A 23,040-nucleotide genomic window follows, 5' to 3' on the forward strand; every position below is an offset into this window, starting at 1 on the left:
GCCGTCAACACCATGATTTATATACGAAATACCACAATCAGGATAGCAAAATCAGAGATTTACTTGGGGAATGCGGGATTAAGGTATTCAGGCAAGCGGCCCGGCAGCATCATGCGGCGATCGATGGTGATTTCGTCCGAAAACTCGCCTGCCATGAAATACGGAACCGTGGTGCAATTGGTCGCCAGCGTATTGTACCACGCGGGCGTTTTATCCAATCTATTGCCAAAGTCGATATAGGACAGGAACAGCGATTTGCGTTGCTCGGGCGTCAGGTCGATCGGGTAAAGGCCAACGGTTTCGCCCCGCATATCGGTGCGCAGACGAACAATGTCACGCTCATCTGCGGCAATAAGAGACAGCTCATACAGACGGAAAAAGCCGCCGATGGCAGAATACTCCTCACCCTTTTCCTTGCGTGTTTCAACGCTGAAAACAATATGTTGGCCATCCTCAAACCCAAAGCTGACAAGGGTATGCGCGATGTCGGGGTTGCCCCATGTCGACAACACCATATCGACCGAAGCGATCTTATCAGGGTCTACAGTGGCGTCATACCAAGCGGGGGTGGCGTCAGTTTCAGAGGTCCAGTCAAAGTTGCGGATGTTGTGAACCAACAACCCGCCTTCAACCGGTTCGGCGGTGACATTGCGCGACACCTCAACCATCCAGTCGCGATCATTGTGGGGGGTGACGGTGAACCACCAACCAAAAATCACCAAGGCCGAAAAGCCCATCCAGCGACAAACGCCGTTCCATTTACCACGGCTGGCAAGGAATAGGATCAGGAGTGCCACCGTTGCCAGAACGACAACAGCTGCAAGGCTGAAGGTTGGGGACAACTGGTAATGCGCGGCGGCGGCGGCCCAAAGCAAAAGGCCAAAAGCAAATGAGAGTTGAAGGCCCCGGCCCAATACCTTGAAAACTTTGATCAACCCTGTCCCCTTTGCGCTACTCCGCGGCCACCTTGCGTGGCTTTAACATATCGCGCAGATATCGGCCTGTGTGGCTAGCTTCAACCTCGGCCACCTGCTCGGGGGTGCCTGCTGCGACAATTTTGCCGCCGCCATCGCCGCCCTCGGGGCCGATATCGATGACCCAATCGGCGGTTTTCACCACGTCGAGGTTGTGTTCGATCACGATCACCGTGTTGCCCTGATCGACGAGTTCGTGCAGCACTTCGAGCAGTTTTTTCACGTCCTCAAAGTGCAGACCCGTGGTCGGTTCGTCCAAAATATAGAGCGTGCGGCCAGTTGCACGGCGGGCAAGTTCCTTAGACAGCTTAACGCGCTGCGCTTCGCCCCCCGATAGCGTGGTCGCGGATTGGCCAACGCTGATATAGCCAAGACCGACCCGCACCAACGCATCCATCTTTTCGCGGATACTTGGGACGGCTTGAAAAAAGCCTTGCGCATCTTCAACCGTCATATCAAGAACGTCCGCTATACTTTTGTTTTTGAATTTAACTTCCAAGGTTTCACGGTTGTAGCGTTTACCCTTGCAGGTTTCGCATTGCACGTAAACATCGGGCAGAAAGTGCATCTCAATCTTGATCAGCCCATCGCCTTGGCACGCCTCACAACGCCCACCCTTGACGTTGAAACTGAACCGCCCCGGCGCATAGCCGCGCGCCTTGGATTCGGGCAGGCCCGCAAACCAATCGCGGATCGGGGTAAAGGCGCCGGTATAGGTGGCTGGGTTGGAACGTGGGGTGCGACCGATGGGGCGTTGGTCAATATCAATAACCTTATCAAGGTGTTCAAAGCCTTTGATGGTTTCGCAAGGGGCTGGCGTTTCGCGCGCGCCGTTCAGGCGCGTTGCGGCGGTTTTGAACAAGGTCTCAATGGTCAGCGTCGATTTACCGCCCCCCGAAACACCGGTGACGCAGACAAATTTACCCAGCGGGAAATCGGCGGTCACGTTTTGCAAGTTGTTGCCGGTGGCCCCCACCACTGTCACCTTTTTGCCCGAGCCTTTACGGCGGGTTTTGGGAATGTCTATCGCGCGGGTACCGCGCAGATATTGGCCGGTCAGGCTGGCCGGATCGGCCATGACCTGCGCCGGCGTGCCGTGCGACACCACGGTACCGCCATGCACACCCGCCCCTGGCCCCATGTCAAAAACATAGTCGGCCTCGCGGATCGCGTCTTCGTCATGCTCCACCACCAGCACCGAATTGCCTTGGTCCCGCAGGTTTTTCAGGGTGGTAAGCAGGCGGTCATTGTCGCGTTGATGCAGGCCAATTGAAGGTTCATCCAACACATAAAGCACGCCTGTCAGCCCCGAACCGATTTGCGACGCAAGCCGGATACGCTGGCTTTCACCGCCCGAAAGCGTGCCAGCGTTACGCGACAGCGACAGGTAATTCAGGCCAACATTCACCAAAAAACCCAGCCGCTCGCGAATTTCTTTCAAAATGGCGCGGGCGATTTCGTTTTTCTGGTTGGTCAGATGCTCGGGCACGCTCGAAATCCAGTCATGCGCCTCGGATATCGACATTTGCACCACTTGCCCCGCGTGTAGGCCCGCAATTTTGACGGCCAGCGCCTCTGGCCGCAGACGGAAACCACCACAGGCGCCACAATTGCGGTTGTTTTGGTAGCGCTCAAATTCTTCACGCACCCAGTTGCTGTCGGTTTCACGAAAGCGGCGCTCCATATTGGGCATCACCCCTTCGAACACGCGGGACACCTGATAAATCCGGCCACCTTCATCATAGCGGAAGTTGATCTCCTCTTCCCCCGAGCCGCGCAAGAACACCTCACGCGCCTTTTCGGGCAGGTCTTTCCACTTGGCCTTTTTGTCAAACTCGTAATGTTTGGCAATGGCGTCAATGGTTTGGATGAAATACGGGCTCTTCGATTTCGCCCATGGCGCCAGCGCCCCTTGGGCCAGCGTCAAGTTATGGTCAGGCACGATCAGACGTTCGTCAAAAAACAGCTCTACCCCCAAGCCGTCGCAAACGGGGCACGCGCCAAAGGGGGCGTTAAACGAAAACAGACGCGGCTCAATTTCGGGAATAGTGAAACCAGACACCGGACAGGCGAATTTTTCGGAAAACGTGGTGCGGGTGGCCTCTTCATTCGCCAGCTCTAGAATGGCGATGCCATCGGCAAGGTTCAGGGCGGTGCGCAGACTGTCGGCAAGACGGGTTTCAATTCCCTCTTTCACCACGATGCGATCAACCACGACGTCGATATTATGGCGGAACTTTTTGTCGAGCGTGGGGGCATCTTCCAGCTCATAGAACTGGCCGTCGACTTTGACACGCTGAAAGCCCTGTTTGCGCAGCTCTAGAAATTCTTTCTTATACTCGCCCTTACGGTCACGGATGATCGGCGCAAGCAGATAGGCGCGGGTGCCATCCTCCATGGACATGATGATATCAACCATGTCCTGAACCTGTTGCGCGGTGATCGGCTTGCCGGTGGTGGGGCTAAAGGGTGTGCCCGTGCGGGCGAACAAAAGGCGCAGATAGTCGTAAATCTCGGTCACGGTGCCGACGGTTGAGCGCGGGTTTTTCGACGTGGTTTTTTGCTCAATCGAGATAGCAGGCGACAATCCCGAGATGTGATCTACGTCCGGTTTCCCCATCATATCAAGGAATTGACGGGCATAGGCCGACAGGCTTTCAACATAACGGCGCTGGCCCTCGGCATAGATCGTATCAAAGGCAAGGCTGGATTTACCAGACCCCGACAGGCCCGTGATAACCACAAGCTGATCGCGCGGAATGTCGACATCGACGCCTTTCAGGTTATGTTCCCGCGCGCCGCGTACTTCAATAAATTTCTGCTCGGCCATGATCGCCCCCGATGTTTCAGCGGCATAGATAGGGTGTTTTCCCTGAGTCTCCAACCGTAAATTAAGAACGTATGAAGAACGCGCTTAAAACGTTACTTTGTTGGAAAATGCTCTGGCGGCAGGCAATTGGGGGCCGTGATGTAGTACACATCGTTTTGGTGCTGGGTTTGGACAAATATGGCGACAAGGGCAGACGCTAATCGTATCTTGTTTGCCTGCGCCACGCCTGAAGGCTGTGGACTGCTGCCCCCAGCAGGCTGGGCAAGATGATAAACAGCGCAAGGCCCGTCACACCCTGCCCCGCGATCAGCGCGGCCAGCAAAGGCGTACCCGTGGTGGTGCCAAGATTTCCCAACTGGGCGATGGCACCAGCCGCACGGGCGCGGCCATCGGCTGAGGGGTTGATCTGGGCGATAGCGGCAAAGCTGGCCCCTTGGACAAGCCCGAGCATGGCCGCAAGGATAAGCGCTGACAGTGTGGCGGGCCAGCCTTGGCCCCAAAAGATATACAGCGCGAGCGTGGCCAGCACGGTCGCCAAAAACCCCGCTTGTACCAAGCGAAAGGCAGGCACCCAGCGCAAAACCCAGACGCCAAAGCTAAGGGAAACCGCGATACTGACCAACGGCATGGCGGTGGCGATGAACGCTTGGTGTGGCCCACCGATCATTGGCGGCAGCAGCGTCAGCAGGGCAACATAGGTGATGGTGTAGCAGAAAAAGCCCATTGCAGGGGCCGACAATCGCGGCGACGCGTAGATTTGGCCGTGCTGGGCAATCAGAGCCGTGATGCGCGGGAACGGGGTGTTCTGCGCTGTATCGGCGGGCAAGAACGCACGAATAAGCCCTGCAAAAACAGACATATAGGCGGCATGGGCCAGAAACAAAGCACCATCGCCATAGGCCCGCGCCAAGGGCAAGCCCACCCAAGCCGTCAGCGCAAAAGACACCGCGAAAAAAGTGGACCAAAGCGTCATCGCAAGGCCTTGGTGGCGCAAAGGCGCGGTTTGGGCGATCATCACCGGCGCGGCGACGACGATGGAAAGATGCGAAAACCCCTCAACCGCACGCAGCGCCAGCAGCACGGGGAGCGGTGGGAATGTGGCCTGAAGCGCCGACAATATGGCCCCCGCGACCAGCGCCCACACCAGCACACGGCGATAGCCCAAGCGCTGCACAAGCAGCCCGGCGGTGGTGCCAAAGATCAGCCCGACAAAGCCGACGATAGAGACAATAAGCCCAATAGTTACCAGCCCTGCGCCTGCGTAATGCAGGGCGATTTGGTCGAACAAGATAGAGATTTTGCCAAATTGTGCCGCCGCCCCAAGGCCCGCGCCCCAGAGGATAAGGATGATGACAAGCGGAGAGGTGCTGCGCATCAGGCCCCGCTTGCAATCATATCGCGGATTTTCACGGCCTTTTCAAAATGATCAAGCCGGTGGGTTTTGATCCACCATTCTGCCACCTTCATCAAGCTCGCGGGGTCGCTGTTTTTATTGGCAAAAAACGCATAGAAAGACAGCCCTACGCCCGCACCTTTTTGGGCGATTTTGGCATCGCACACGGCAATGGCATGTTGGCGTAGGGCTGCATTCATTACATGTGGATCACTTGACCGTAAGCATCAAGCACCGACTCGTGCATCATTTCCGATAGGGTCGGATGCGGGAAGATGGTGTGCATCAGGTCTTCCTCGGTGGTCTCCAACTGGCGACCGATCACATAGCCTTGGATCAACTCGGTCACTTCGGCACCGATCATGTGGGCGCCCAACAGCTCGCCTGTTTTAGCGTCAAAGATTGTTTTGATCATGCCCTCGGCCTCACCCAAAGCAATCGCTTTGCCGTTGCCGATAAAGGGGAAACGACCGACTTTGATCTCATGGCCCGCTTCTTTTGCCTTGGCCTCGGTCAGGCCCACGCTGGCCACTTGCGGGTGGCAATAGGTGCAGCCCGCGATCGAGTTTGGCTTGATAGGATGCGGATGCTTGCCTGCGATCAGCTCGGCCACCATCACGCCTTCGTGGCTGGCTTTATGCGCCAGCCATGGGGCACCAGCGATATCGCCGATGGCATAAAGGCCGTCAACGCCCGTGCGGCAGAATTCATCAGTGACAACATGGGTGCGGTCAATTTTGACGCCCAACGCCTCTAGCCCAAGGTTTTCAACATTGCCGACGATACCCACGGCGGAAATTACGGTGTCAAACTCTTGGGTCGTCGTGCCTTTAGCATCTTCCAGATGGGCGGTGACTTTACCATTGGCACGGTCGAGTTTTTTGACAGTGGTCTTCTCAAGGATTTTCATGCCTTGCTTCACAAACGCCTTTTTAGCAAATGCGCTGATTTCCGCATCCTCAACGGGCAAAACGCGGTCCATCACTTCGACCACTGTGGTATCGGCGCCAAGCGTGTTGAAAAAGCTGGCAAATTCGATACCGATAGCACCAGACCCGATCACCAGCAGCTTTTTCGGCATACGTTTGGGTTGCAGGGCGTGGCGATAGGTCCAGACCAAATCGCCGTCGGCCTCCAGCCCCGGCAAGGTGCGGGCGCGCGCCCCTGTGGCAAGGATGATCGCAGGGGCGGTCAATTCCTCAACACCTTTGTCGGTTTTGACGCTGACCTTGCCTTTGGCAGGCAGCGTTGCCTCACCCATAAACACCGTCACTTTGTTTTTCTTCATCAAATGGCCGATGCCGCCCGAAAGCTGCTTGGCCACGCCGCGCGAACGGGCGACAACAGCGTCGAGATCATACGAGACGCCGGTAGCAGACAGGCCAAACTCTTTGGCGCGGTGCATCAGGTGGAACACCTCGGCAGACCGCAAAAGGGCTTTGGTCGGTATGCAGCCCCAGTTCAGGCAAATACCGCCCAAGTTTTCGCGTTCAACGATTGCGACGGATTTCCCCAATTGTGCGGCGCGAATGGCGGCAACATAGCCCCCGGGGCCCGCACCAACGACGACGACATCGAAATTCTTGGCTGCCATGATTTTCTCCTCCGAAAAAGTAGTTTGGCATTAAACCAGTTTTGCATTGCAAGCAACGGTTTCACCGCCGACAGGCCATGCGTGGAGCGCATAGCTAGGTAGGGGATTGCTGCAAGTACCGCACAATCGCGCCATAACCACCTTGCGCCATGAAATCCTCTTCCTCTGGGGTAGAGCTGCGGCCCAAGGCGGCGTTGCGAAATGGAAAGCGACCGAAACGCTGGATGATCGCTTGGTGGGCGCGGGCATGAAGGGCTGTCTCGGGGTTTTCCATGCGGGTAGTAAAGCAATCCACGGCGAGGGCTTGGTCGCCAAGATCCTCGGAATGCTCGAATGGCAGAAAAAAGAACTGGCGTTCGGGCGTGGGGGTGGCTTGATCCCAGTTTTGCGCAAGGGCGCGGCGGGCCGCATCACGGGCACGTGGATCGGTAGCAAAGGCGCGGGCCTGACCGCGAAACATGTTGCGCGCAAACTGGTCGGTGACGATCAGAAAGGCCAAGCAGCCAGTGGCACCGTCAACCCAATGGTCCAAACCGCCATCATGGGCAGCTTGCCACAAATCGCCGAATTGCGCCGTGATTTCGGCATCAACGCTTGGGTTCACCTCATACCAGCCTTTGGGGCCGACAGTGTCCAACCAAAATTCAAGCACTGTTACTGGATCGGTCATCGCCCTGCCTCGCTTTCCATTTAGGTCAGCGTGGCAGGTTTGGCACAGCGTTTCAATGCCTATAGATATGGGCCCCTAGATCGGACAAACGATCAGTTTTGGGGTTCGGGCTTTGGTTCGTCGTGGCCATGGCCTTCGGGGCCTTCACCATCGGCCTCGGTCATCGCAACCTCAAGCGCTACCAGCGTGCCCGAGGGGGAAACGGCGGTAAAGCTGGACGTCGGGTCTGCAGCATGTTTGCGCTGCGTCATGCGCCACAGGCCGTAGATCGCAAGTGCACTGAACAAAAGCCCCATGAACAAAAAGAATCCAGAAGGACCAACGACGCCCATCATCCAACCCGTAATAACGGGGCCGCTGATCGCGCCCAAGCCGTTGATAAACAACAAACCGGCCGAGGCCGCAGCCATATCTGTGCGATCAAGATAGTCGTTCACATAAGCCAGCAACAGAGAATACAGCGGGTTAGACACCGCGCCACCCAGCGCCCCTACCGCGCACAGCGCCCAAAACGGGACATCCCAAAACACCGGAATCATCAGCCCGATGCCACCAATCGCCGACACGCCCAAGATCACTTTGCGGCGGTCGATGCGGTCAGATAGCCAACCGATCGGGTATTGAAAGACCATGCCGCCAACATAGATGCCCGCGACAAAGATTGAAATTTCGCGCACGGTTAGCCCGGCTTGCGTGCCCCAAACCGCCGCCATACCAAATTGTGCCGAGAACACGCCACCGAGCAAGAACATCCCCACACAGCCCAGCGGAGACGCGGTATAAAGCCGCTTAAAGCTAAGCGGTTTGGTCGACGCGAACGCCGGCGCTTGCGCCACCGACAACAAGATCGGCGTAAAGGCGATCGATACCAGCACAGACGGAATAACAAACAGAATATAGCCGCTAGGATCGCCAAGGTTCAGCAAGCCTTGGGCTGCGATAATACCAATCATTTGCACGATCAGATACAGCGACAACGCCTGCCCGCGGTTTTCATTGCTGGACGCATCGTTCAGCCAGCTTTCGGCGGTGATATAAACGCCGGAAAACGAGAAGCCGATGACAACGCGCATCAGCGACCAAGCGATCCAGTTGGGTGCAACCGCATACATGATAAGCACCGCCGAGATCATCGACCCAAGTGCTGCAAACACCCGCACATGGCCCACACGGCGGATCATATCGGGCACCATCCGCGAGCCGAACAGAAAGCCGAGGAAATAGCACGACATAACGATGGAAAGCTGGAAGGTGGACATATGCTCTTGCCCGCCGCGAATACCCAGCAACGTTCCTTGCATCCCGTTGCCCAGCATCAGCAGCATCATGCCCAAAAGCAGCGCCCACGAGTTCCGCAATACTGTTAGCATCTGGTCCAACCTTTCCGTCGTAATCTGTAGTTTTGCGACAGAACCTGTCGTTCAAGCACCCGTCAAGCGCTGTCAGGTATCAGCAATGACGCGTCACCGTAAGAGAAGAATCTATAATTTTCTGTGACAGCGTGGGCATAGGCGGCTTGCATCCGGTCCTGCCCCATCAGTGCCGCGACTAGCATCAAAAGCGTCGATTTTGGCAGGTGAAAATTGGTCATCAACGCGTCGGTGGTGGCAAATTTGAAACCGGGGTAAATGAAAATATCCGTCTCGCCAACCCAAGGTTCCACTTTGCCCGTAGCGCGGGCCGCAGCTTCGATCAGGCGCAAGGCGGTAGTGCCAACAGGGATGATGCGCCCGCCAGCCGCGCGCGTGGCGGCAATCTCGGCTGCGGCTTGCGGGGTGACCTCGCCCCATTCGGCGTGCATTTTATGGGTGGTGACGTCTTCAACCTTGACCGGCAGAAAGGTGCCCGCGCCGACATGCAGCGTGACCTCGGTGGCCTCAACCCCCATCGCGGCCAGTTCGGCCAGCAACGCGGCATCAAAATGCAGCGATGCCGTGGGGGCCGCAACAGCGCCGGGTGTGCGGGCAAAAACGGTTTGGTAATCGTTGTTGTCTTGGGCATCGGGGGCGCGTTTGGCGGCGATATAGGGCGGCAGCGGCATGGTGCCTGCGGCCAAAAGCGCGGCCTCAAACGCGGGGCCTTCGGCGTTAAACGTCAGGCGCAAATCGGTCTCGGTTTTCGCGGCCACATTGGCGGTCAACCCGCCTGCAAACTGGATATCCTCGCCCACCAAAAGCTTGCGCAACGGTTTGGCAAGGGCGCGCCAGCCACCTGCGGCATCGGGCTCCATCAGGGTGATTTCGATCTTGGCCGAAACCGGCCCTTGGGCGCTGTCGCGGTGGCGCTGGCCGATCAGACGGGCCGGAATAACGCGGGTGTTGTTCAGCACCAAGCGGTCCCCCGCCCGCAACTGGCTGGGCAGATCATACACATGCAAATCGGACAGGCTATCGCCTTGCACCACCAGCAACCGCGCAGACGTGCGAGGCCGCGCAGGGCGGGTGGCGATCAGGGTTTCGGGCAGATCAAAGTCAAAATCGTCAAGCTTCACTCGCTTGGCTCCAGGCTTGGGGGATCGCTGCGAAAAATATCGCGAAACATCCCGGGGGTAAGGATTGAAAGAGGGTTAACCGAGACATCCGGCACCTTTGCGGTGCCTTTTATCGCATAGTTAAAGCCGAAAAGCCCCTCATTATTGCGGGTAAACAGCGACCCGATGACGTTCAGGAAATAGACCGGCGAGACCACGCCGCGCAGATCCAACCGCCCGCTATCAAACACATAAAGCCCCGTCAGCGACACCCCAAGTGAGCCGCCGACAGCCGAGCCTTGGGTGATTTGCACCGCGCGCGGACCAAGGCGAAAGCTGGCCTCGGCTGTGTCAAACAAAATGCCCGTGCCGTTCAACTGATCGAGTAGGCCAACCACCGAAATTGCGTTGATCAGTTCAACCAAAGCGGGGATTTTGCGGATACGGATGCCTTTCATCTTAAGGGTGCCATCATAGGTCCCCTTGGCACCCGTGGGGTTTAAAATCAGGTCCATCGTACCGCCTTGGGCGTTTGGAAAGACTTTGGCAGCCGAAAACACCGCGCCTGCATCATCTGACCGGATACGCACGGCGGTGCCTTTGGGCGTGGGCGCAAGGCTGCCAATGATTGATTTTTGCCCGTTCACGCGGCCAGTGAAATCGCCCGCGATGCCGCCCGCACTGGGGGTCAGGTCGGTACGAAACACGTTTAGCGCAAGGCCCTGAGTGACGATCAACTGATCCAGCGCCAGCGTGAGAGGCGGGATTGTGCTTCGGCCGCCAAGGCTGCGCCCATTGGTGGGGGCGTTTTTGCTGGGCAGCCCGCGCAGATCGACCATGCCACTGGTGACGGCAATCGCGGGGGATTGGCCTGCACCGCGCCCGATAAGCGTGGCCGAGACATCCAGCCAATTGTTCAATTTGACCGTGGAAAACCGCGCCTCATTCATGCCGCCATCGGCGCGCAGGCTGATCGCGCCCGCGGCTTTCAGGCCTGCCGCATCCAGACTAATTTTATCAACTGCGGCAGGTTTGCCCAAGGTTATATCAAGAGCCAGACTGCCCGTGCCGCCCGCAGCCTTTGACCAGCCGAGCGCGGGGATCGCCATTGACACCCCCGCCAGATCCGAGCGCAACGCCAAGCGCGGGCTTGTCCCTTGGGTCAAATCCACAGTGACCTGCGCCAAGCCTTGCCCGCCCAGCAACCCGTCGGGCAGGCTGACACCAAGGTTTGCGGCGGCTTTCGGGCTCAGCTCGGCGCTACCTTTGATCTGGGACATACCTTTGAATTCAGGGGTGAAATGCTTGGTGAAACTGCCCTCGAACGGTACGTCTTGCAAATAGCCTTTGCCACCAATTTCCAGCCCTTGCGGGGTGACCCGCAGGTTCAAACGGTCGGCCCGCAAGATCCGCCCCGGCACCAGACGATCGGATGAAAATCCCGTCGCCATACCGGTCACATCAAAATCAACATCCTGAATTTTAACGCCTTTGCGCAGGGGCGTATAGATGGTGGCGGTCACATCGGCCTGACCTTGACCAAGGTCAACCGGCAGCTTTGCCTTGGTCATAAAATTGAACGGGTCTTCATCCAAAATCGACAGCGCTGCTGTCAAATCGCCCTTGGCCCGCAGCGCGATTTTAGCCTGTGCCGGTTTTTGCGTCACGTCCAGCACGGTAAAAACGGTGCCCGCGGCATCAATCTGGCCGCCCGTTTTAGCCGTGACATGGCCCTCTTCCAGAACCATGGTATAGGATTTGCCTTCGACCACGGAATAACCGCGCCCCCCCTCAATCGGCGGCAGGGTTCTGAGAAACCGCACATCGGCGCCGGTGAAATCATAGCCGAGCGAGAACAGCGTTTCCGCATTGGGGGCAAGGCGAAAGCCTGCGCGCACGTTGGACAGGCTGCCGGTTTGCACATTGTCCGACACCCAAAGCCGCGTTTTGGGCACCACCATTGGCGGCCAGATCGTCATCAGCCGGTCACGGTCGATTTGGTCAAGCTGGGCGTTGACAGCAACCGACCACCCCTCTGGACCCGCATCAACCCGCCCCGAGGCCAGCAAATGTTGGCCTTGATGGGTCAGTGTCGCTTGGCCGATATCAATGCCAAAGGGCGACAGCCGCAGCCGGTAATCCAATGCGCCTTGTTCAAAAAGTACCGGCTGGTCCAGCACGCCTTCGGGGTCGATCTGCAAGTTCTCAATCTGGATTTGCGACAGAATTTCATTGGGGATGCTATGCGTTACCCCCGGCATATAGGCATGGCCCGACGCTTTGAGAGATATCTCTTTGCTGGTCACCGTGGCCTCGCGCAGGTCCAGCCGTTCGCGTTTGGGATCATAGCCAAAATACAGCGACGCCCCTTCAAACGGCACAGGTTTGGTTTGCGGTGTGGGTTGCAACGCGCCGGGGCCCAGCGTCAGCGAGGCGTCAAGCGCGGCCCAAGTGCCATTTTGGTTCAAGGTTGTGGCAAACTGGCCCGAAATCGGGGCATCCAGCACCCCAAGCCACGCCAAAGGCGCCGCTTGTACCGCAATATCCGAGGCGGCCACGCGGTCTACCGTCACGGAAATACTGGCACTCGCATCGGGTTTTGCTGCAATCAGGGTGACAACGGCCGTGCCGGAATCGCTTGCCCCGCCGCTGACCGACACGCCCAATTCCACCGCAAGCTGATCTGCGCGGTTGGTCATTTGCAACCGACCATCGCCAAGCTGCCAAACATGGCCAAGTTTGTGATCGTCGATGCTCAGTGTCAGGGCTTGGGCCTCGATCAAACGCAGCTGCGCAAGTGCTGGATGATTGGACAGGGCAACAAGCGTATAGACCACGCCCGCAAGGCCAACGATGGGGCGCGGCTTCATATTCAGGTTCAGCGCGATGTCAAACTGCCCGTCCTCTAACCTGCGCAGGTTAATGTTGGCGCCGATCAGCCGCAGGCTGCGCAACCGGATTTTGCCCGTGGCAAACGAGGCCGGATCAATCGCCACACGCAGTTCGGGCAGTGACAGCAAGGTATCGCCATTCGCCTCGGTCAAACGGATATCTTCAAAGCGCAGACGCGGGACCCAGTCTTCATCAACCACAAACACCGCCCCGCCAACGGACAGTGAGGTGCTATCGCCGGTGATCTCTTGCAAGGTTTTGTTGACCCGCTGTTCCGCCTCGACCACTGCCCAAACCGGTAGGCGGATATTTTTCCCCGACAGCGCAAGGCCTGCAAACAGCACCGCCAGCGACAAGAAAATCAGCACCGGCACCAGCCAGAACGTGCCGAAACGGTGGGGCCGGTGATAGCGCTTGATGCGTTTTGGTTTGGTTCGGGGGGCCGGTTGATTAAGGTCGTCTGCCTCTGTTTCGGCCGCGTCTTCATCAAAAACAGCAGGCTGCGCCATAGGGCCATCAAGGGCCGGTCCGTTTGAAACAGACCGGCCGGCAAGATCCGGCTTCGGATCATCCATCGATTGACTGCCCATTCCGCTTTGCACGATTGCCTTGAAAATACTTGTCTTGGGGGGGATTGCCTTTATCTAGGCCCAAAGGCAACCAAAACCGAAAGCCGCGCTTGGCGCAGAGGAGAGAAACGATGCTCGACATTGGCGATATGGCCCCCGATTTCACGCTGCCACGCGATGGTGGCACATTGGTTACACTGTCCAGCCTGCGGCCCGGCCGTGTGGTGGTTTACTTTTACCCCAAGGATGATACCAGCGGCTGCACGATGGAAGCCAAAGATTTCACCAAAATGGCCGCCGATTTTGCGGCAGCGGGTGTGACGGTTATCGGCATTTCCAAAGACAGCGTCAAATCACATGATAAATTCGTGGCCAAACATGAGCTTTCGGTGATCCTTGCGTCTGATGAGACTGGTACAACCGTTGAAGATTATGGTGTTTGGGTCGAAAAGCAGATGTATGGCAAAACCTATATGGGGATAGAGCGCGCAACGTTTTTGATCGGTGGCGACGGAAAGGTGCAGCAGGTCTGGCGCAAGGTAAAGGCCAAAGGCCATGCCGAGGCGATACTGGCTGCTGCCGTCGCCGCACCTGAAACGGGGGCGTAAGGGTGGTACAAACCCTAGCTCAGATGGCGGTTGAGGTTTTGACCACCGCCGATGGCCGCCGCAAAACCGCACTTGGACGGCAACATGCGGCAACATGGCTGGGCGCACGCGAGGCGGGAACGCCTTTGCCCATCGGGGTTGCGGCCCCACCGATGCGCCCTGCCCGCCCCGATACGCCGGAATTGCTATCGCCACGCGATATGCCACGGCGCAGACCCGGATCGCCCACAGGCCGCATCGCATTGCTGCATGCCGTGGCCCATATTGAGCTGAACGCCGTTGATCTGCATTGGGATATCATCGCGCGATTTACCGATGTGTCGATGCCGCTGGGGTTTTATGACGATTGGGTCCGTGCCGCCGATGATGAGGCCAAGCACTTCAACCTGATGTGCGATTGCCTTGAAGGGTTGGGCAGCCATTACGGCGCCCTGCCCGCCCACGAAGGCATGTGGCGCGCCGCCGAAGACACCGCCAACGATCTGTTTGGCCGCTTGGCCGTGGTCCCGATGGTGCTGGAGGCGCGCGGCCTTGATGTGACGCCGGGCATGATCGAGGTGTTTGAAAAGGCGGGTGAGGCCGCACCGATTGCAGCGCTGAAAACCATTTATGCCGAAGAGGTAAGCCATGTCGCTTACGGCTCAAAATGGTTCAACTGGCTGTGTGGGCGCGACGGGTTGGACCCCAAAGATGCCTTTCACAGCCTTGTGCGGCGCTATTTCCACGGGCTGCTAAAACCACCCTTCAATGAGGAAAAGCGCGCAGACGCGGGCATCCCCCCCGATTTCTATTGGCCTCTGACCGAGGCGCATGACGCTGATGCAGGTTAGGACGACTTGCGCGGCCAAGGGATTTATCGGCGACATTCTGCCGGTTTTGCTGGTTTTTCCGCTTGGCTTTGCCTGAGGTGGTCAAAAATCTTGCGCCATTAGCCTTGGCTTTGTATCCATGCCCAGATGTGTGGGCTTTGGGTGTCTCTACAGCGCTGCATCCCATGAGGAAACAAGACCGGAATTTGTTCAGTGCTGAAGCGACTATCTTATCGGATTAACGGGTTTGTGGGGCATTACTTCCCTGAACAGCGGCTGTTTTTGAAATCCGATTCCGATACGCGCTTTATCCGGCTGCAACCTGTCACGCAGGCGGTGGCGGTCACAGGGGCTGCCTTGTTTTTGGGGTGGACGATTCTTGCGACCTCCATCCTTTTGATGGAATCGATTTCGGCAGGATCGGGGCGCGATCAAGCCCAACGCCAACAGGCCCTGTACGAGGCCCGGCTGAACGCACTCTCGGCCGACCGTGACTTGCGGGCCGAAGAGGCCGCGCGGGCGCAAGAGCGTTTCAACCTTGCCCTGAAAGAAGTAAGCGACATGCAAGGGCGGCTTTTGTCATCCGAAGATGGCCGCCGCGAGATGGAAACCGGCATCGAAGTCATCCAAAACACTCTGCGCCGCACCATCAAGGAACGCGATGAGGCGCGCGGTGAAAAAGAAAAACTAACCGCGTCTTTGCAGGCCGAAACCGGATCGATCCGCACCGGCGAAGGCCGCGCGCATGATGCCGCCCAAACGGTTGAGATTTTGTCACAAGCGTTGAATGGTACATCAGAGCAGCGTGACAGCATGGCCATTGCAGCAATGGCCGCCAAAGAAGAGACCGATGCGATGGCCACCCAAAAACGCGCATTGGAAGCCAAGAATGACGTGATTTTTGCCAAGCTAGAAGAAGCGATGACCATTTCCATGGGGCCGCTGGATAAGATGTTCCGTTCGGCAGGGATGTCACCGGATGATTTGCTGAAATCGGTGCGGCGCGGTTATTCTGGCCAAGGAGGGCCGTTGTCGCCCTTCTCGCTGTCAACCAAAGGTGAAAAGCTGAGCAATGACGAAATAAGGGCCAATGCGATCTTGCAAAGCCTTGATGAGATGAACCTTTACCGTTTGGCCGCCGCCAAAGCGCCATTTGCCATTCCGATCAAAACCGCCTTCCGCTTTACCTCGGGCTTTGGCTATCGCCGTGATCCCAAAGGCGCAGGGACGCGGATGCATGCCGGCACCGATTTTGCCGGCGCCTATGGTAGCCCGATTTATGCCACAGCTGACGGTATCGTGACCACTGCAGGCTGGACGAACGGTTATGGTCGCATGGTCACAATCAAACACGACTTCGGAATTGAGACTCGTTATGCCCACCAATCAAATATCCGCGTGAAAGTGGGACAAAGGGTCTCGCGCGGAGAGCGTATCGGTGATATGGGGAACTCAGGCCGGTCTACCGGCACTCATCTTCACTACGAGGTTCGGATCGGGGGCAAACCTGTTAACCCGATGACCTTTATCAAGGCAGCGACAGATGTTTTCTAAAAGCAAAATAAATGAACCCGGCCCAAAAGCCGAAGCAGAGAAACCCCGGCCATCAGAGCCTACCGCGAGGAGTTCTATGGACTTTACCTCTTCCGCGCCAAAGACCAAGCCAGCGGCTTCGGTTCTTTCGTCGGACCTTACGATCACAGGCAACCTGCGCACCACAGGTGACATTCAGGTTGAAGGCACTGTTGAGGGCGATATTCGCGCGCATTTGTTGACGGTTGGTGAAACCGCAACGATTCGCGGTGAAATTGTTGCCGATGATATCGTTGTTAATGGCCGTGTTATCGGCCGCGTTCGCGGGCTAAAGGTCCGCCTGACATCGACCGCGCGGGTTGAGGGTGACATCATCCACAAGACCATCGCTATCGAATCGGGTGCGCATTTTGAAGGTTCGGTTCAGCGTCAGGATGACCCGTTGGCCACTGGCCGCGCGGCAACAGCAGCACCAGCGGCTGCATCTCCGACACCTGCGCCAAGCCAAGCAGCGGCACCTAAGCCAAGCAGCAACAGCTGATACGGTGGCTCTGGAATGGTTAAAACGGGCACCCTTGCGGGGTGCCCGTTTTCGTTTAAGCCCGCAATTGTTTAACCCAGTGCGCGGCGATACAGGTGCCAGGTCGCATGCCCGAGCAATGGCAGAACGATAAACAGGCCCAAAAACCCAAGCGCAATTCCGACAAACAATGAGACCGCAATAAACAGCCCCCAAATCAGCATAATTTTGGGGTTGGTTAGCACCACGGAAACCGACGTAATCATCGCGGTGACAAAGTCGATTTCACGGTCCAAAAGCAGCGGCAGGCTGACCACCGTAAGCGAAAACAGCACCCCCGAGAATATCGCCCCGACAATCGTGCCAATCAGCAGCATGGTTAACCCGTTCAGCGTTAGAAACACATCAAATGAGCTGCTGATATTGGTCATGGCTTGCAGGCCCATAAACAGCGCAAAAATCATATGCGCCAAGAAATTCCAGAACAGAAAAAACACCACCACCACGGCGGCGATTGACGGGATTTGGCGGTCTTTTTGCCGCGCGATCACACCCAGCACGGCGGCCCAACTTAACGGCTCGGCCTTTTCCAACCGGCGACTGACCTCATACAGCCCGCAGGCGATAAAGGGCCCAAGGATCGGGAAACCGGCGGCGGCGGGTAAGCTCCACCAGATTTGGCCGGTCGCGGTCAACGCATAAAGGATAAGCCAGCCGCCAGCGACATAGACCGATGCAAAGAACAGGCCATAATGCGGGGCGGCGCGAAAATCTTGCCACCCTGCACCAAGGGCGGCCTTCAGGTCCCCTAGCTCTAGAATAAGAACTTCTGGCCGTTTTGCGGCTTGCTCTACGTGATGCGACATTCACCTCTCCCCTTGTGATTGGGCAGAGCCTAACCATTGGGGACAGGGTTACAAAGATGTATTTTAAATTTAACGATTTAAAGGCTTTAGGCGCTTTAGGCTAAACGCCTCAATCGTCGGCGTTTGCCTCGGCCCGCGATTTGCCCGAAACGTCCATCGCCAAGGTCGCAGCCATGAACTTATCCAAATCACCGTCCAGAACGCCTTGACTATCCGAGGTTTCAACGCCGGTACGCAGGTCTTTGACCATCTGATAGGGCTGCAACACATAGGACCGGATCTGGTTGCCCCAGCCGGCATCGCCCTTGCTTTCATGGGCGGCGTTGATGGCAGCGTTGCGCTTATCCAGCTCCATTTGATAGAGCCGCGAGCGCAGGGCGTTCATCGCGATTTCGCGGTTTTGGTGCTGCGATTTCATCGATGAGGTCACAACGATATTGGTCGGCAAGTGGGTGATCCGCACCGCCGAGTCCGTGGTGTTAACGTGCTGCCCGCCCGCGCCGGACGACCGATAGGTATCAATGCGGATGTCTTTGTCCGGGATTTCAATTTCGATATTATCATCAACCACAGGGTAAACCCAAACCGACGAAAACGAGGTATGCCGCCGCGCAGCGCTGTCATAGGGGCTGATGCGGACAAGACGGTGGACGCCCGATTCCGACTTCAGCCAACCGTAAGCATTGGGGCCAGAAATCTTGTAGGCGGCCGATTTGATGCCAGCCTCTTCGCCGTCCGACATGGATTGCAGCTCAACCTTATAGCCTTTTTTCTCGGCCCAACGCACATACATCCGCGCCAGCATCGATGCCCAGTCACAGCTTTCGGTGCCGCCTGCACCTGCGTTCACCTCAAGGAAGGTGTCGTTGCCATCGGCTTCGCCGTTCAGCAAGGCCTCAAGCTCTTTGCCGCGGGCCAGTTCCAACAGGTCCTTTAGCGCGGTTTCCGCCTCGGTCACGATCTCGGCGTCACCCTCGGCCTCGCCCATCTCAATCAACTCGACGTTATCACGCAGGCCGGTGTCGATCAGGTTATAGGTAGACAACTGGTCCAAAACCGATTGACGTTCGCGCATCAGCTTTTGCGCCTTGGCGGGGTCATTCCACAGATCGGGATTCTCGATCATGGCGTTGAATTCTTCCAGCCGGTGTGGCGCGGTTTCAAGATCCATCCGCTGACCAAGCAAGGCAAGCGATTTACGGATCGTTTCCACATTGGATTGGGTTTCGGCGCGCATGGGCTGTTTCCTTGAAGTCTTAAGGTCTAGGCGAAGCCTTGGATTTGGCTGGGTGATAGCGCTTTGGCCCTGTCTGGGCAAGAGCGCGCAGATTTATGTCATTGGGCCCCCTCTCATATAGCGGCCCAATGACAGAGAGATAAGGCGTTTAGTACAACCCGCCCGAACTGAGCGTTCCATAATCGGCCTTGCTCGGCAGCACTTTGGTTTTGCCACTTGCGGTGGTCACAGTGCTGCCCACAGGCCCGTCTTCGGTTTCGCCGGGCGCAAACAACGGCAAATTGGCGCCCATGCCAAAGCCACCGTCAACCATCACACCAAAGCTATTGATCGGGTCTTCGCCTTCGCGGAAATATTCCGAAATAACGTTATCGCCAGTTGCATCTTCGGACAAAGGCGCGCCGGTAAAGCGGTCGATTTTCATGAAATAGCCGCCCGGTGGCACCTTAAAGCTGGTGCCGCCATATTTGGCCACGGCCTTGCGCATAAAGCGTTCAAACACAGGGCCACAGACGGTGCCGCCATAGGCCTTGCCCATGCTGCGCGGGTTGTCATAGCCGATATAGCAACCGGCCACGATGTTCGACGAAAAGCCGATGAACCAAACGTCTTTGGCATCATTCGTGGTGCCGGTTTTGCCTGCGATTGGCACTGGCAGGTTGATGCCCTTGGCTGTGCCGCGCAAGACAACACCTTCCATCATCGAGGTCAGCTGATAGGCGGTAATCGCATCCATCACCCGCTCGCGGCTGGAATTAATTTTGGGCAGCTCATCCGGGCTAAGTGCAGCCAGCTGGCAGTCGTCGCATTGGCGCTGGTCATGGCGATAAATGGTTTTGCCATAGCGGTCTTGGACACGGTCAACAAGCGTAGGTTCCACCCGTTCGCCGCCATTGCCAAACATCGCATAGGCCGCCACCATTTTGAACAATGTGGTTTCCTGCGACCCTAGCGCGTTCGCCAGAAACTGCCCCATTTTATCATATACGCCAAAGCGTTCGGCATAGCCTGCAACCACATCCATCCCGATTTCCTCGGCGATACGAATGGTCATCAGGTTTCGCGATTGCTCAATCCCCGTGCGCACAGGCGTCGGGCCATAGAACTTGTTGGAAGAGTTGCGCGGCCGCCAAATACCTTGCGGGGTCTCAACCTCGATCGGGGCGTCGACAACGATGGTGGCAGGGGTAAAGCCGCTATCAAGCGCCGCCGCATAAACAAAGGGTTTAAAGCTAGAGCCGGGCTGACGCTGCGCTTGGGTTGCACGGTTGAATACCGAATGCTGATAGGAAAACCCGCCCTGCATGGCCAAAACGCGGCCCGAGTCGACGTCCATCGCCATGAACGCCCCTTCAACCTCGGGCACTTGGCGCAGGGTCCATCGGATAAAGCTGCCGTCGCTGTCTTTGGTCATCGCACGCACAAAGACCACATCCCCGACCGAGACCAGATCGCCAGCCACTTGCGCCTTTTTGCCCAATCGACCATCGGCTTGGCGCTTGCGAGCCCAAGTGACATCTTCGGGCGGAATGAAATGGCCATCGGCGTCTTCGGCCACGCCTTCGATCCCGATGCGGGCCGAGGATTTGCCAACCTCTAGCACCACGGCAGGCTTCCACCCGTCGATGTCACGGGCAATATCGACAGCGGCCAAAGCCTCACGCCAGCTTGCCTCAGAGGTCAACTGCGCAGGCTCAATCGTTTTACGCGTTCCAACCCAGATGCCTTGGCTGCGATCAAAGGTTTCAAGCCCTTCTTGCAGCGCTTTGGCAGCTTCGGTTTGCAGTTCTGGGTCTACCGTCGCGCGAATGGTCAGACCGCCCGAGAAAAATTCATCCTCGCCAAAGGTGCCCGAAAGCTGACGGCGGATTTCATCGGTGAAATAGTCGCGCGGCGGCAAAGAATCGCGAAACGCCGGAAAGTCGCCGTTTTGCACCGATTTCAGCGGCAATTCCTTCTCAGACAGATAGGTCGCCTCATCAATATAGCCGTTTTGCCACATCTCGCGCAGCACATAGTTGCGCCGTTCGGTCACGCGCTTTTTCTCGGTGACGGGGTGGTATTTGCCGGGCGCTTGCGGCATTGAAGCCAGCATTGCAGCCTCATGCGGGGCAAGCTGGCTCAGGGATTTATTGAAATAGGTCTGGGCTGCGGCGGCCACACCATAAGAGTTTTGGCCTAAGAAAATCTCATTCAAGTAAAGCTCAAGGATCTTTTCTTTGCTAAGGGTTTCTTCAATCCGCGTGGCAAGAATGATCTCTTTGATCTTGCGCTCGGCCTTACGCTCGCCGCCCAAAAGAAAGTTCTTCATCACCTGCTGGGTGATCGTCGAGGCCCCGCGCACGTTCTCGCCGCGTGATTTGATCGCCTCAATCGCGGCGGCTGCAATACCGCGCGCATCATAGCCGTGGTGGGTGTAAAAGTTTTTATCTTCGGCGCTGATAAAGGCATGTTTAATCAGGTCAGGGATTTCATCGGCGCTGACAAAAAGACGGCGTTCCTTGGCGAATTCGTCGATCATCTTGCCTTCGCCCGAATAAATCCGGCTGATCGTGGGCGGCGCGTATTGTGCCAGGCTTTCGTGGCTGGGTAAGTCACGGCTATACATAAAGAAAATCGCACCGATAGAGAGCGCAACAAAAAAAATGCCCATCGTCACCAAGGTGAAAATGCCGCCAAAGAATGAACCGATAAACCTGATCAAGGCATTTTCCTCATATTTTCCAAGCCTCCCTATATACAGCATATAAGGGGGCGTCAAAAGATGTGTCCCCATCATGATGGCGTGATTTCGCGCAGGTCACGCGATCTTAGGGCTTTTTCGTCGCCGCTATCGTGGCCTCGTCATTGGCCCAACGGGTTATTCCGGCCAGCAAAGCGCCAATCATCTGCGCCCGCCACGCCGGATCGGTTAAATGGGCCAAATCGCGCGACGAAGACATAAACCCCAATTCGATCAGAATTGAGGGAATATCGGGCGATTTCAGCACCGAAAACCCGCCGGATTGGATAGGTTTACGGTGCATCCGCAGGCCTTCGGCCTTTATCGCCGTTTTCAAATCTTCGGCCAAGCGGTCCACGCGCGGGGCAGTTTCAGTCCGCGCCATATCCATCAGCACATGGGCAATCATGTCGTCTTGTTCGGTCAAATCCACGCCAGCCAGCAAATCATCGCGGTCGTGCCGCTCGGCCAAGGCCTTGGCGGCCATATCCGTGGCGTCATCCGCAAGGGTATAAAGCGTGGCCCCCGTGGCGTCGCCCTCGGCCAAAGCATCGGCATGAAGCGAGATGAGCACATTTGCCCCCGCGGCCCGTGCCGTGGAAATCCGCGCCTCAAGCGGGATGAAAACATCATCATCGCGGGTCAAGATAACCAAAAAGTTGCCGCTGCGCTGGAGCGCCTCTTTGAATTCGCGGGCAAAGGTCAGCACCAAATTCGCCTCGCGCTGACCATCACTTTCGGCGCCCGGATCAATGCCGCCATGGCCGGGGTCCAGCACCACAACCAAAGGGCCAGCCCCGCGCGGCAAGATTTTGGGCACATCAGCGGGCTTGGGCAAGGCCCAGCCGGCGGGTTCGGGCTTGGCCGCCATCAGTGCAAAATCTTGTGGCGTAACGGGGGACAGGGTCAGATTGATTTTTGCGCCATCCGCCGTGGTTTCCATCGCGGCCGAGGACGCGGCAAAGGGGCCGGACAGCTCCAACACCAGCCGCGACCAGCCGGGGCGAAACACGCCTGCGCGCAGATCGACCACACGCTTGCCACTGCGCGGCACGGCACCAATTTGCGACCAGTCAACTTCGCGGACGTCCAAAACCAAACGCGGCGGATTATCCAACAGCCGCACCCGCCAAGGCACCGATTGCGACAGTGACAGCTCGACAGAGACACCGTTGCCAGAATCCCGAATCTCAGAGGTTTCAGGTGCAAGACGGGCCAGCGCCGAAAGCTCTTGCGCAGCCACGGGCCCAAGTGCCGCGGCAATCGCCAAGTACAGCGCCATAAGGATGGTAAAGATTGCCTGCATTGGTGCCCCCTTGGCTCTTTATCCGGCTTGCATGCCGAAAAGTAAAT

17 protein-coding genes are annotated in these 23,040 nt (G+C 57.3%); 4 read left to right on the forward strand and 13 right to left on the reverse strand.

The window, feature by feature from the left end; translation table 11 throughout:
* Positions 1 to 59: 59 nt before the first annotated feature.
* The 9 genes from ACEN2J_RS17310 to ACEN2J_RS17350 form a co-directional block, all read right to left on the reverse strand.
* The gene (locus ACEN2J_RS17310; protein ID WP_442107475.1) at positions 60 to 935 is read right to left on the reverse strand and encodes an Lnb N-terminal periplasmic domain-containing protein; all 876 of its coding nucleotides are present in this window, start codon (positions 933 to 935) and stop codon (positions 60 to 62) included.
* Between the two features lie 16 nt (positions 936 to 951).
* Entirely contained in the window at positions 952 to 3,804 is a 2,853-nt protein-coding gene (uvrA, locus tag ACEN2J_RS17315) for an excinuclease ABC subunit UvrA (protein ID WP_442107477.1), read from the reverse strand.
* Positions 3,805 to 4,000: 196 nt separating this feature from the next.
* Complete coding sequence (locus ACEN2J_RS17320; RefSeq protein ID WP_442107479.1) at positions 4,001 to 5,179, reverse strand: MFS transporter; 1,179 nt, start codon at positions 5,177 to 5,179, stop codon at positions 4,001 to 4,003.
* Entirely contained in the window at positions 5,179 to 5,397 is a 219-nt protein-coding gene (locus ACEN2J_RS17325; RefSeq protein WP_442107481.1) for a DUF6500 family protein, read from the reverse strand. The genes ACEN2J_RS17320 and ACEN2J_RS17325 overlap by 1 nt, the downstream gene beginning before the upstream one ends.
* Complete coding sequence (gene lpdA, locus ACEN2J_RS17330) at positions 5,397 to 6,791, reverse strand: dihydrolipoyl dehydrogenase (protein WP_442107483.1); 1,395 nt, start codon at positions 6,789 to 6,791, stop codon at positions 5,397 to 5,399. The genes ACEN2J_RS17325 and lpdA overlap by 1 nt, the downstream gene beginning before the upstream one ends.
* A gap of 94 nt (positions 6,792 to 6,885) precedes the next feature.
* A complete protein-coding gene (locus tag ACEN2J_RS17335; RefSeq protein WP_442107485.1) occupies positions 6,886 to 7,461 on the reverse strand; it encodes a DUF924 family protein in 576 nt (191 codons plus the stop codon).
* Between the two features lie 92 nt (positions 7,462 to 7,553).
* Positions 7,554 to 8,831 (reverse strand): MFS transporter, encoded by a 1,278-nt coding sequence (locus ACEN2J_RS17340; RefSeq protein WP_442107487.1) that lies wholly within the window; start codon positions 8,829 to 8,831, stop codon positions 7,554 to 7,556.
* A 62-nt stretch (positions 8,832 to 8,893) separates the two neighbouring features.
* Entirely contained in the window at positions 8,894 to 9,952 is a 1,059-nt protein-coding gene (gene queA / locus ACEN2J_RS17345) for a tRNA preQ1(34) S-adenosylmethionine ribosyltransferase-isomerase QueA (RefSeq protein ID WP_442107489.1), read from the reverse strand.
* Positions 9,949 to 13,398, reverse strand: a complete 3,450-nt coding sequence (locus tag ACEN2J_RS17350; RefSeq protein ID WP_442107491.1) for a YhdP family protein — start codon at positions 13,396 to 13,398, stop codon at positions 9,949 to 9,951. Before ACEN2J_RS17350 ends, queA begins: the two co-directional genes overlap by 4 nt.
* A 125-nt stretch (positions 13,399 to 13,523) precedes the next feature.
* Here ACEN2J_RS17350 and bcp point away from each other — a divergent pair, with 125 nt between their 5' ends.
* The 4 genes from bcp (at position 13,524) to ACEN2J_RS17370 (ending at position 16,883) form a co-directional block, all read left to right on the forward strand.
* Complete coding sequence (gene bcp / locus ACEN2J_RS17355) at positions 13,524 to 14,000, forward strand: thioredoxin-dependent thiol peroxidase (protein WP_442107492.1); 477 nt, start codon at positions 13,524 to 13,526, stop codon at positions 13,998 to 14,000.
* A gap of 23 nt (positions 14,001 to 14,023) precedes the next feature.
* Positions 14,024 to 14,830 carry a ferritin-like domain-containing protein gene (locus ACEN2J_RS17360; RefSeq protein ID WP_442107526.1) on the forward strand — a complete coding sequence of 269 codons (807 nt, stop codon included), beginning with the start codon at positions 14,024 to 14,026 and terminating at the stop codon, positions 14,828 to 14,830.
* A 192-nt stretch (positions 14,831 to 15,022) separates the two neighbouring features.
* Complete coding sequence (locus ACEN2J_RS17365; RefSeq protein ID WP_442107494.1) at positions 15,023 to 16,363, forward strand: DUF5930 domain-containing protein; 1,341 nt, start codon at positions 15,023 to 15,025, stop codon at positions 16,361 to 16,363.
* Positions 16,353 to 16,883 carry a bactofilin family protein gene (locus tag ACEN2J_RS17370; RefSeq protein WP_442107496.1) on the forward strand — a complete coding sequence of 177 codons (531 nt, stop codon included), beginning with the start codon at positions 16,353 to 16,355 and terminating at the stop codon, positions 16,881 to 16,883. Before ACEN2J_RS17365 ends, ACEN2J_RS17370 begins: the two co-directional genes overlap by 11 nt.
* Positions 16,884 to 16,954: 71 nt before the next feature.
* On the opposite strand, the gene ACEN2J_RS17375 is transcribed toward ACEN2J_RS17370, so the two are convergent.
* From ACEN2J_RS17375 to ACEN2J_RS17390, 4 genes are all read right to left on the reverse strand, one after another.
* On the reverse strand, positions 16,955 to 17,728 hold the full coding sequence (locus tag ACEN2J_RS17375) for a DUF2189 domain-containing protein (RefSeq protein ID WP_442107498.1): 774 nt from the start codon (positions 17,726 to 17,728) through the stop codon (positions 16,955 to 16,957).
* Positions 17,729 to 17,837: 109 nt separating this feature from the next.
* The gene (gene prfB / locus ACEN2J_RS17380; protein WP_442107500.1) at positions 17,838 to 18,965 is read right to left on the reverse strand and encodes a peptide chain release factor 2; all 1,128 of its coding nucleotides are present in this window, start codon (positions 18,963 to 18,965) and stop codon (positions 17,838 to 17,840) included.
* A 148-nt stretch (positions 18,966 to 19,113) separates the two neighbouring features.
* A complete protein-coding gene (locus ACEN2J_RS17385) occupies positions 19,114 to 21,669 on the reverse strand; it encodes a penicillin-binding protein 1A (protein WP_442107502.1) in 2,556 nt (851 codons plus the stop codon).
* Positions 21,670 to 21,775: 106 nt separating this feature from the next.
* On the reverse strand, positions 21,776 to 22,993 hold the full coding sequence (locus ACEN2J_RS17390; protein WP_442107504.1) for an N-acetylmuramoyl-L-alanine amidase: 1,218 nt from the start codon (positions 22,991 to 22,993) through the stop codon (positions 21,776 to 21,778).
* Positions 22,994 to 23,040 lie beyond the last annotated feature (47 nt).

The organism is Pseudorhodobacter sp. W20_MBD10_FR17, from assembly GCF_052119765.1.
Classification (GTDB): domain Bacteria; phylum Pseudomonadota; class Alphaproteobacteria; order Rhodobacterales; family Rhodobacteraceae; genus Pseudorhodobacter.

Bases quoted from the DNA above. Each gene is read 5' to 3' on its own strand.
- uvrA (WP_442107477.1), bottom strand. From the start codon at position 3,804: ATGGCCGAGCAGAAATTTATTGAAGTACGCGGCGCGCGGGAACATAAC.
- ACEN2J_RS17320 (WP_442107479.1), bottom strand. From the start codon at position 5,179: ATGCGCAGCACCTCTCCGCTTGTCATCATCCTTATCCTCTGGGGCGCG.
- ACEN2J_RS17325 (WP_442107481.1), bottom strand. From the start codon at position 5,397: ATGAATGCAGCCCTACGCCAACATGCCATTGCCGTGTGCGATGCCAAA.
- lpdA (WP_442107483.1), bottom strand. From the start codon at position 6,791: ATGGCAGCCAAGAATTTCGATGTCGTCGTCGTTGGTGCGGGCCCCGGG.
- ACEN2J_RS17335 (WP_442107485.1), bottom strand. From the start codon at position 7,461: ATGACCGATCCAGTAACAGTGCTTGAATTTTGGTTGGACACTGTCGGC.
- ACEN2J_RS17340 (WP_442107487.1), bottom strand. From the start codon at position 8,831: ATGCTAACAGTATTGCGGAACTCGTGGGCGCTGCTTTTGGGCATGATG.
- ACEN2J_RS17350 (WP_442107491.1), bottom strand. From the start codon at position 13,398: ATGGATGATCCGAAGCCGGATCTTGCCGGCCGGTCTGTTTCAAACGGA.
- bcp (WP_442107492.1), top strand. From the start codon at position 13,524: ATGCTCGACATTGGCGATATGGCCCCCGATTTCACGCTGCCACGCGAT.
- ACEN2J_RS17360 (WP_442107526.1), top strand. From the start codon at position 14,024: ATGGCGGTTGAGGTTTTGACCACCGCCGATGGCCGCCGCAAAACCGCA.
- ACEN2J_RS17370 (WP_442107496.1), top strand. From the start codon at position 16,353: ATGTTTTCTAAAAGCAAAATAAATGAACCCGGCCCAAAAGCCGAAGCA.
- ACEN2J_RS17375 (WP_442107498.1), bottom strand. From the start codon at position 17,728: ATGTCGCATCACGTAGAGCAAGCCGCAAAACGGCCAGAAGTTCTTATT.
- prfB (WP_442107500.1), bottom strand. From the start codon at position 18,965: ATGCGCGCCGAAACCCAATCCAATGTGGAAACGATCCGTAAATCGCTT.
- ACEN2J_RS17390 (WP_442107504.1), bottom strand. From the start codon at position 22,993: ATGCAGGCAATCTTTACCATCCTTATGGCGCTGTACTTGGCGATTGCC.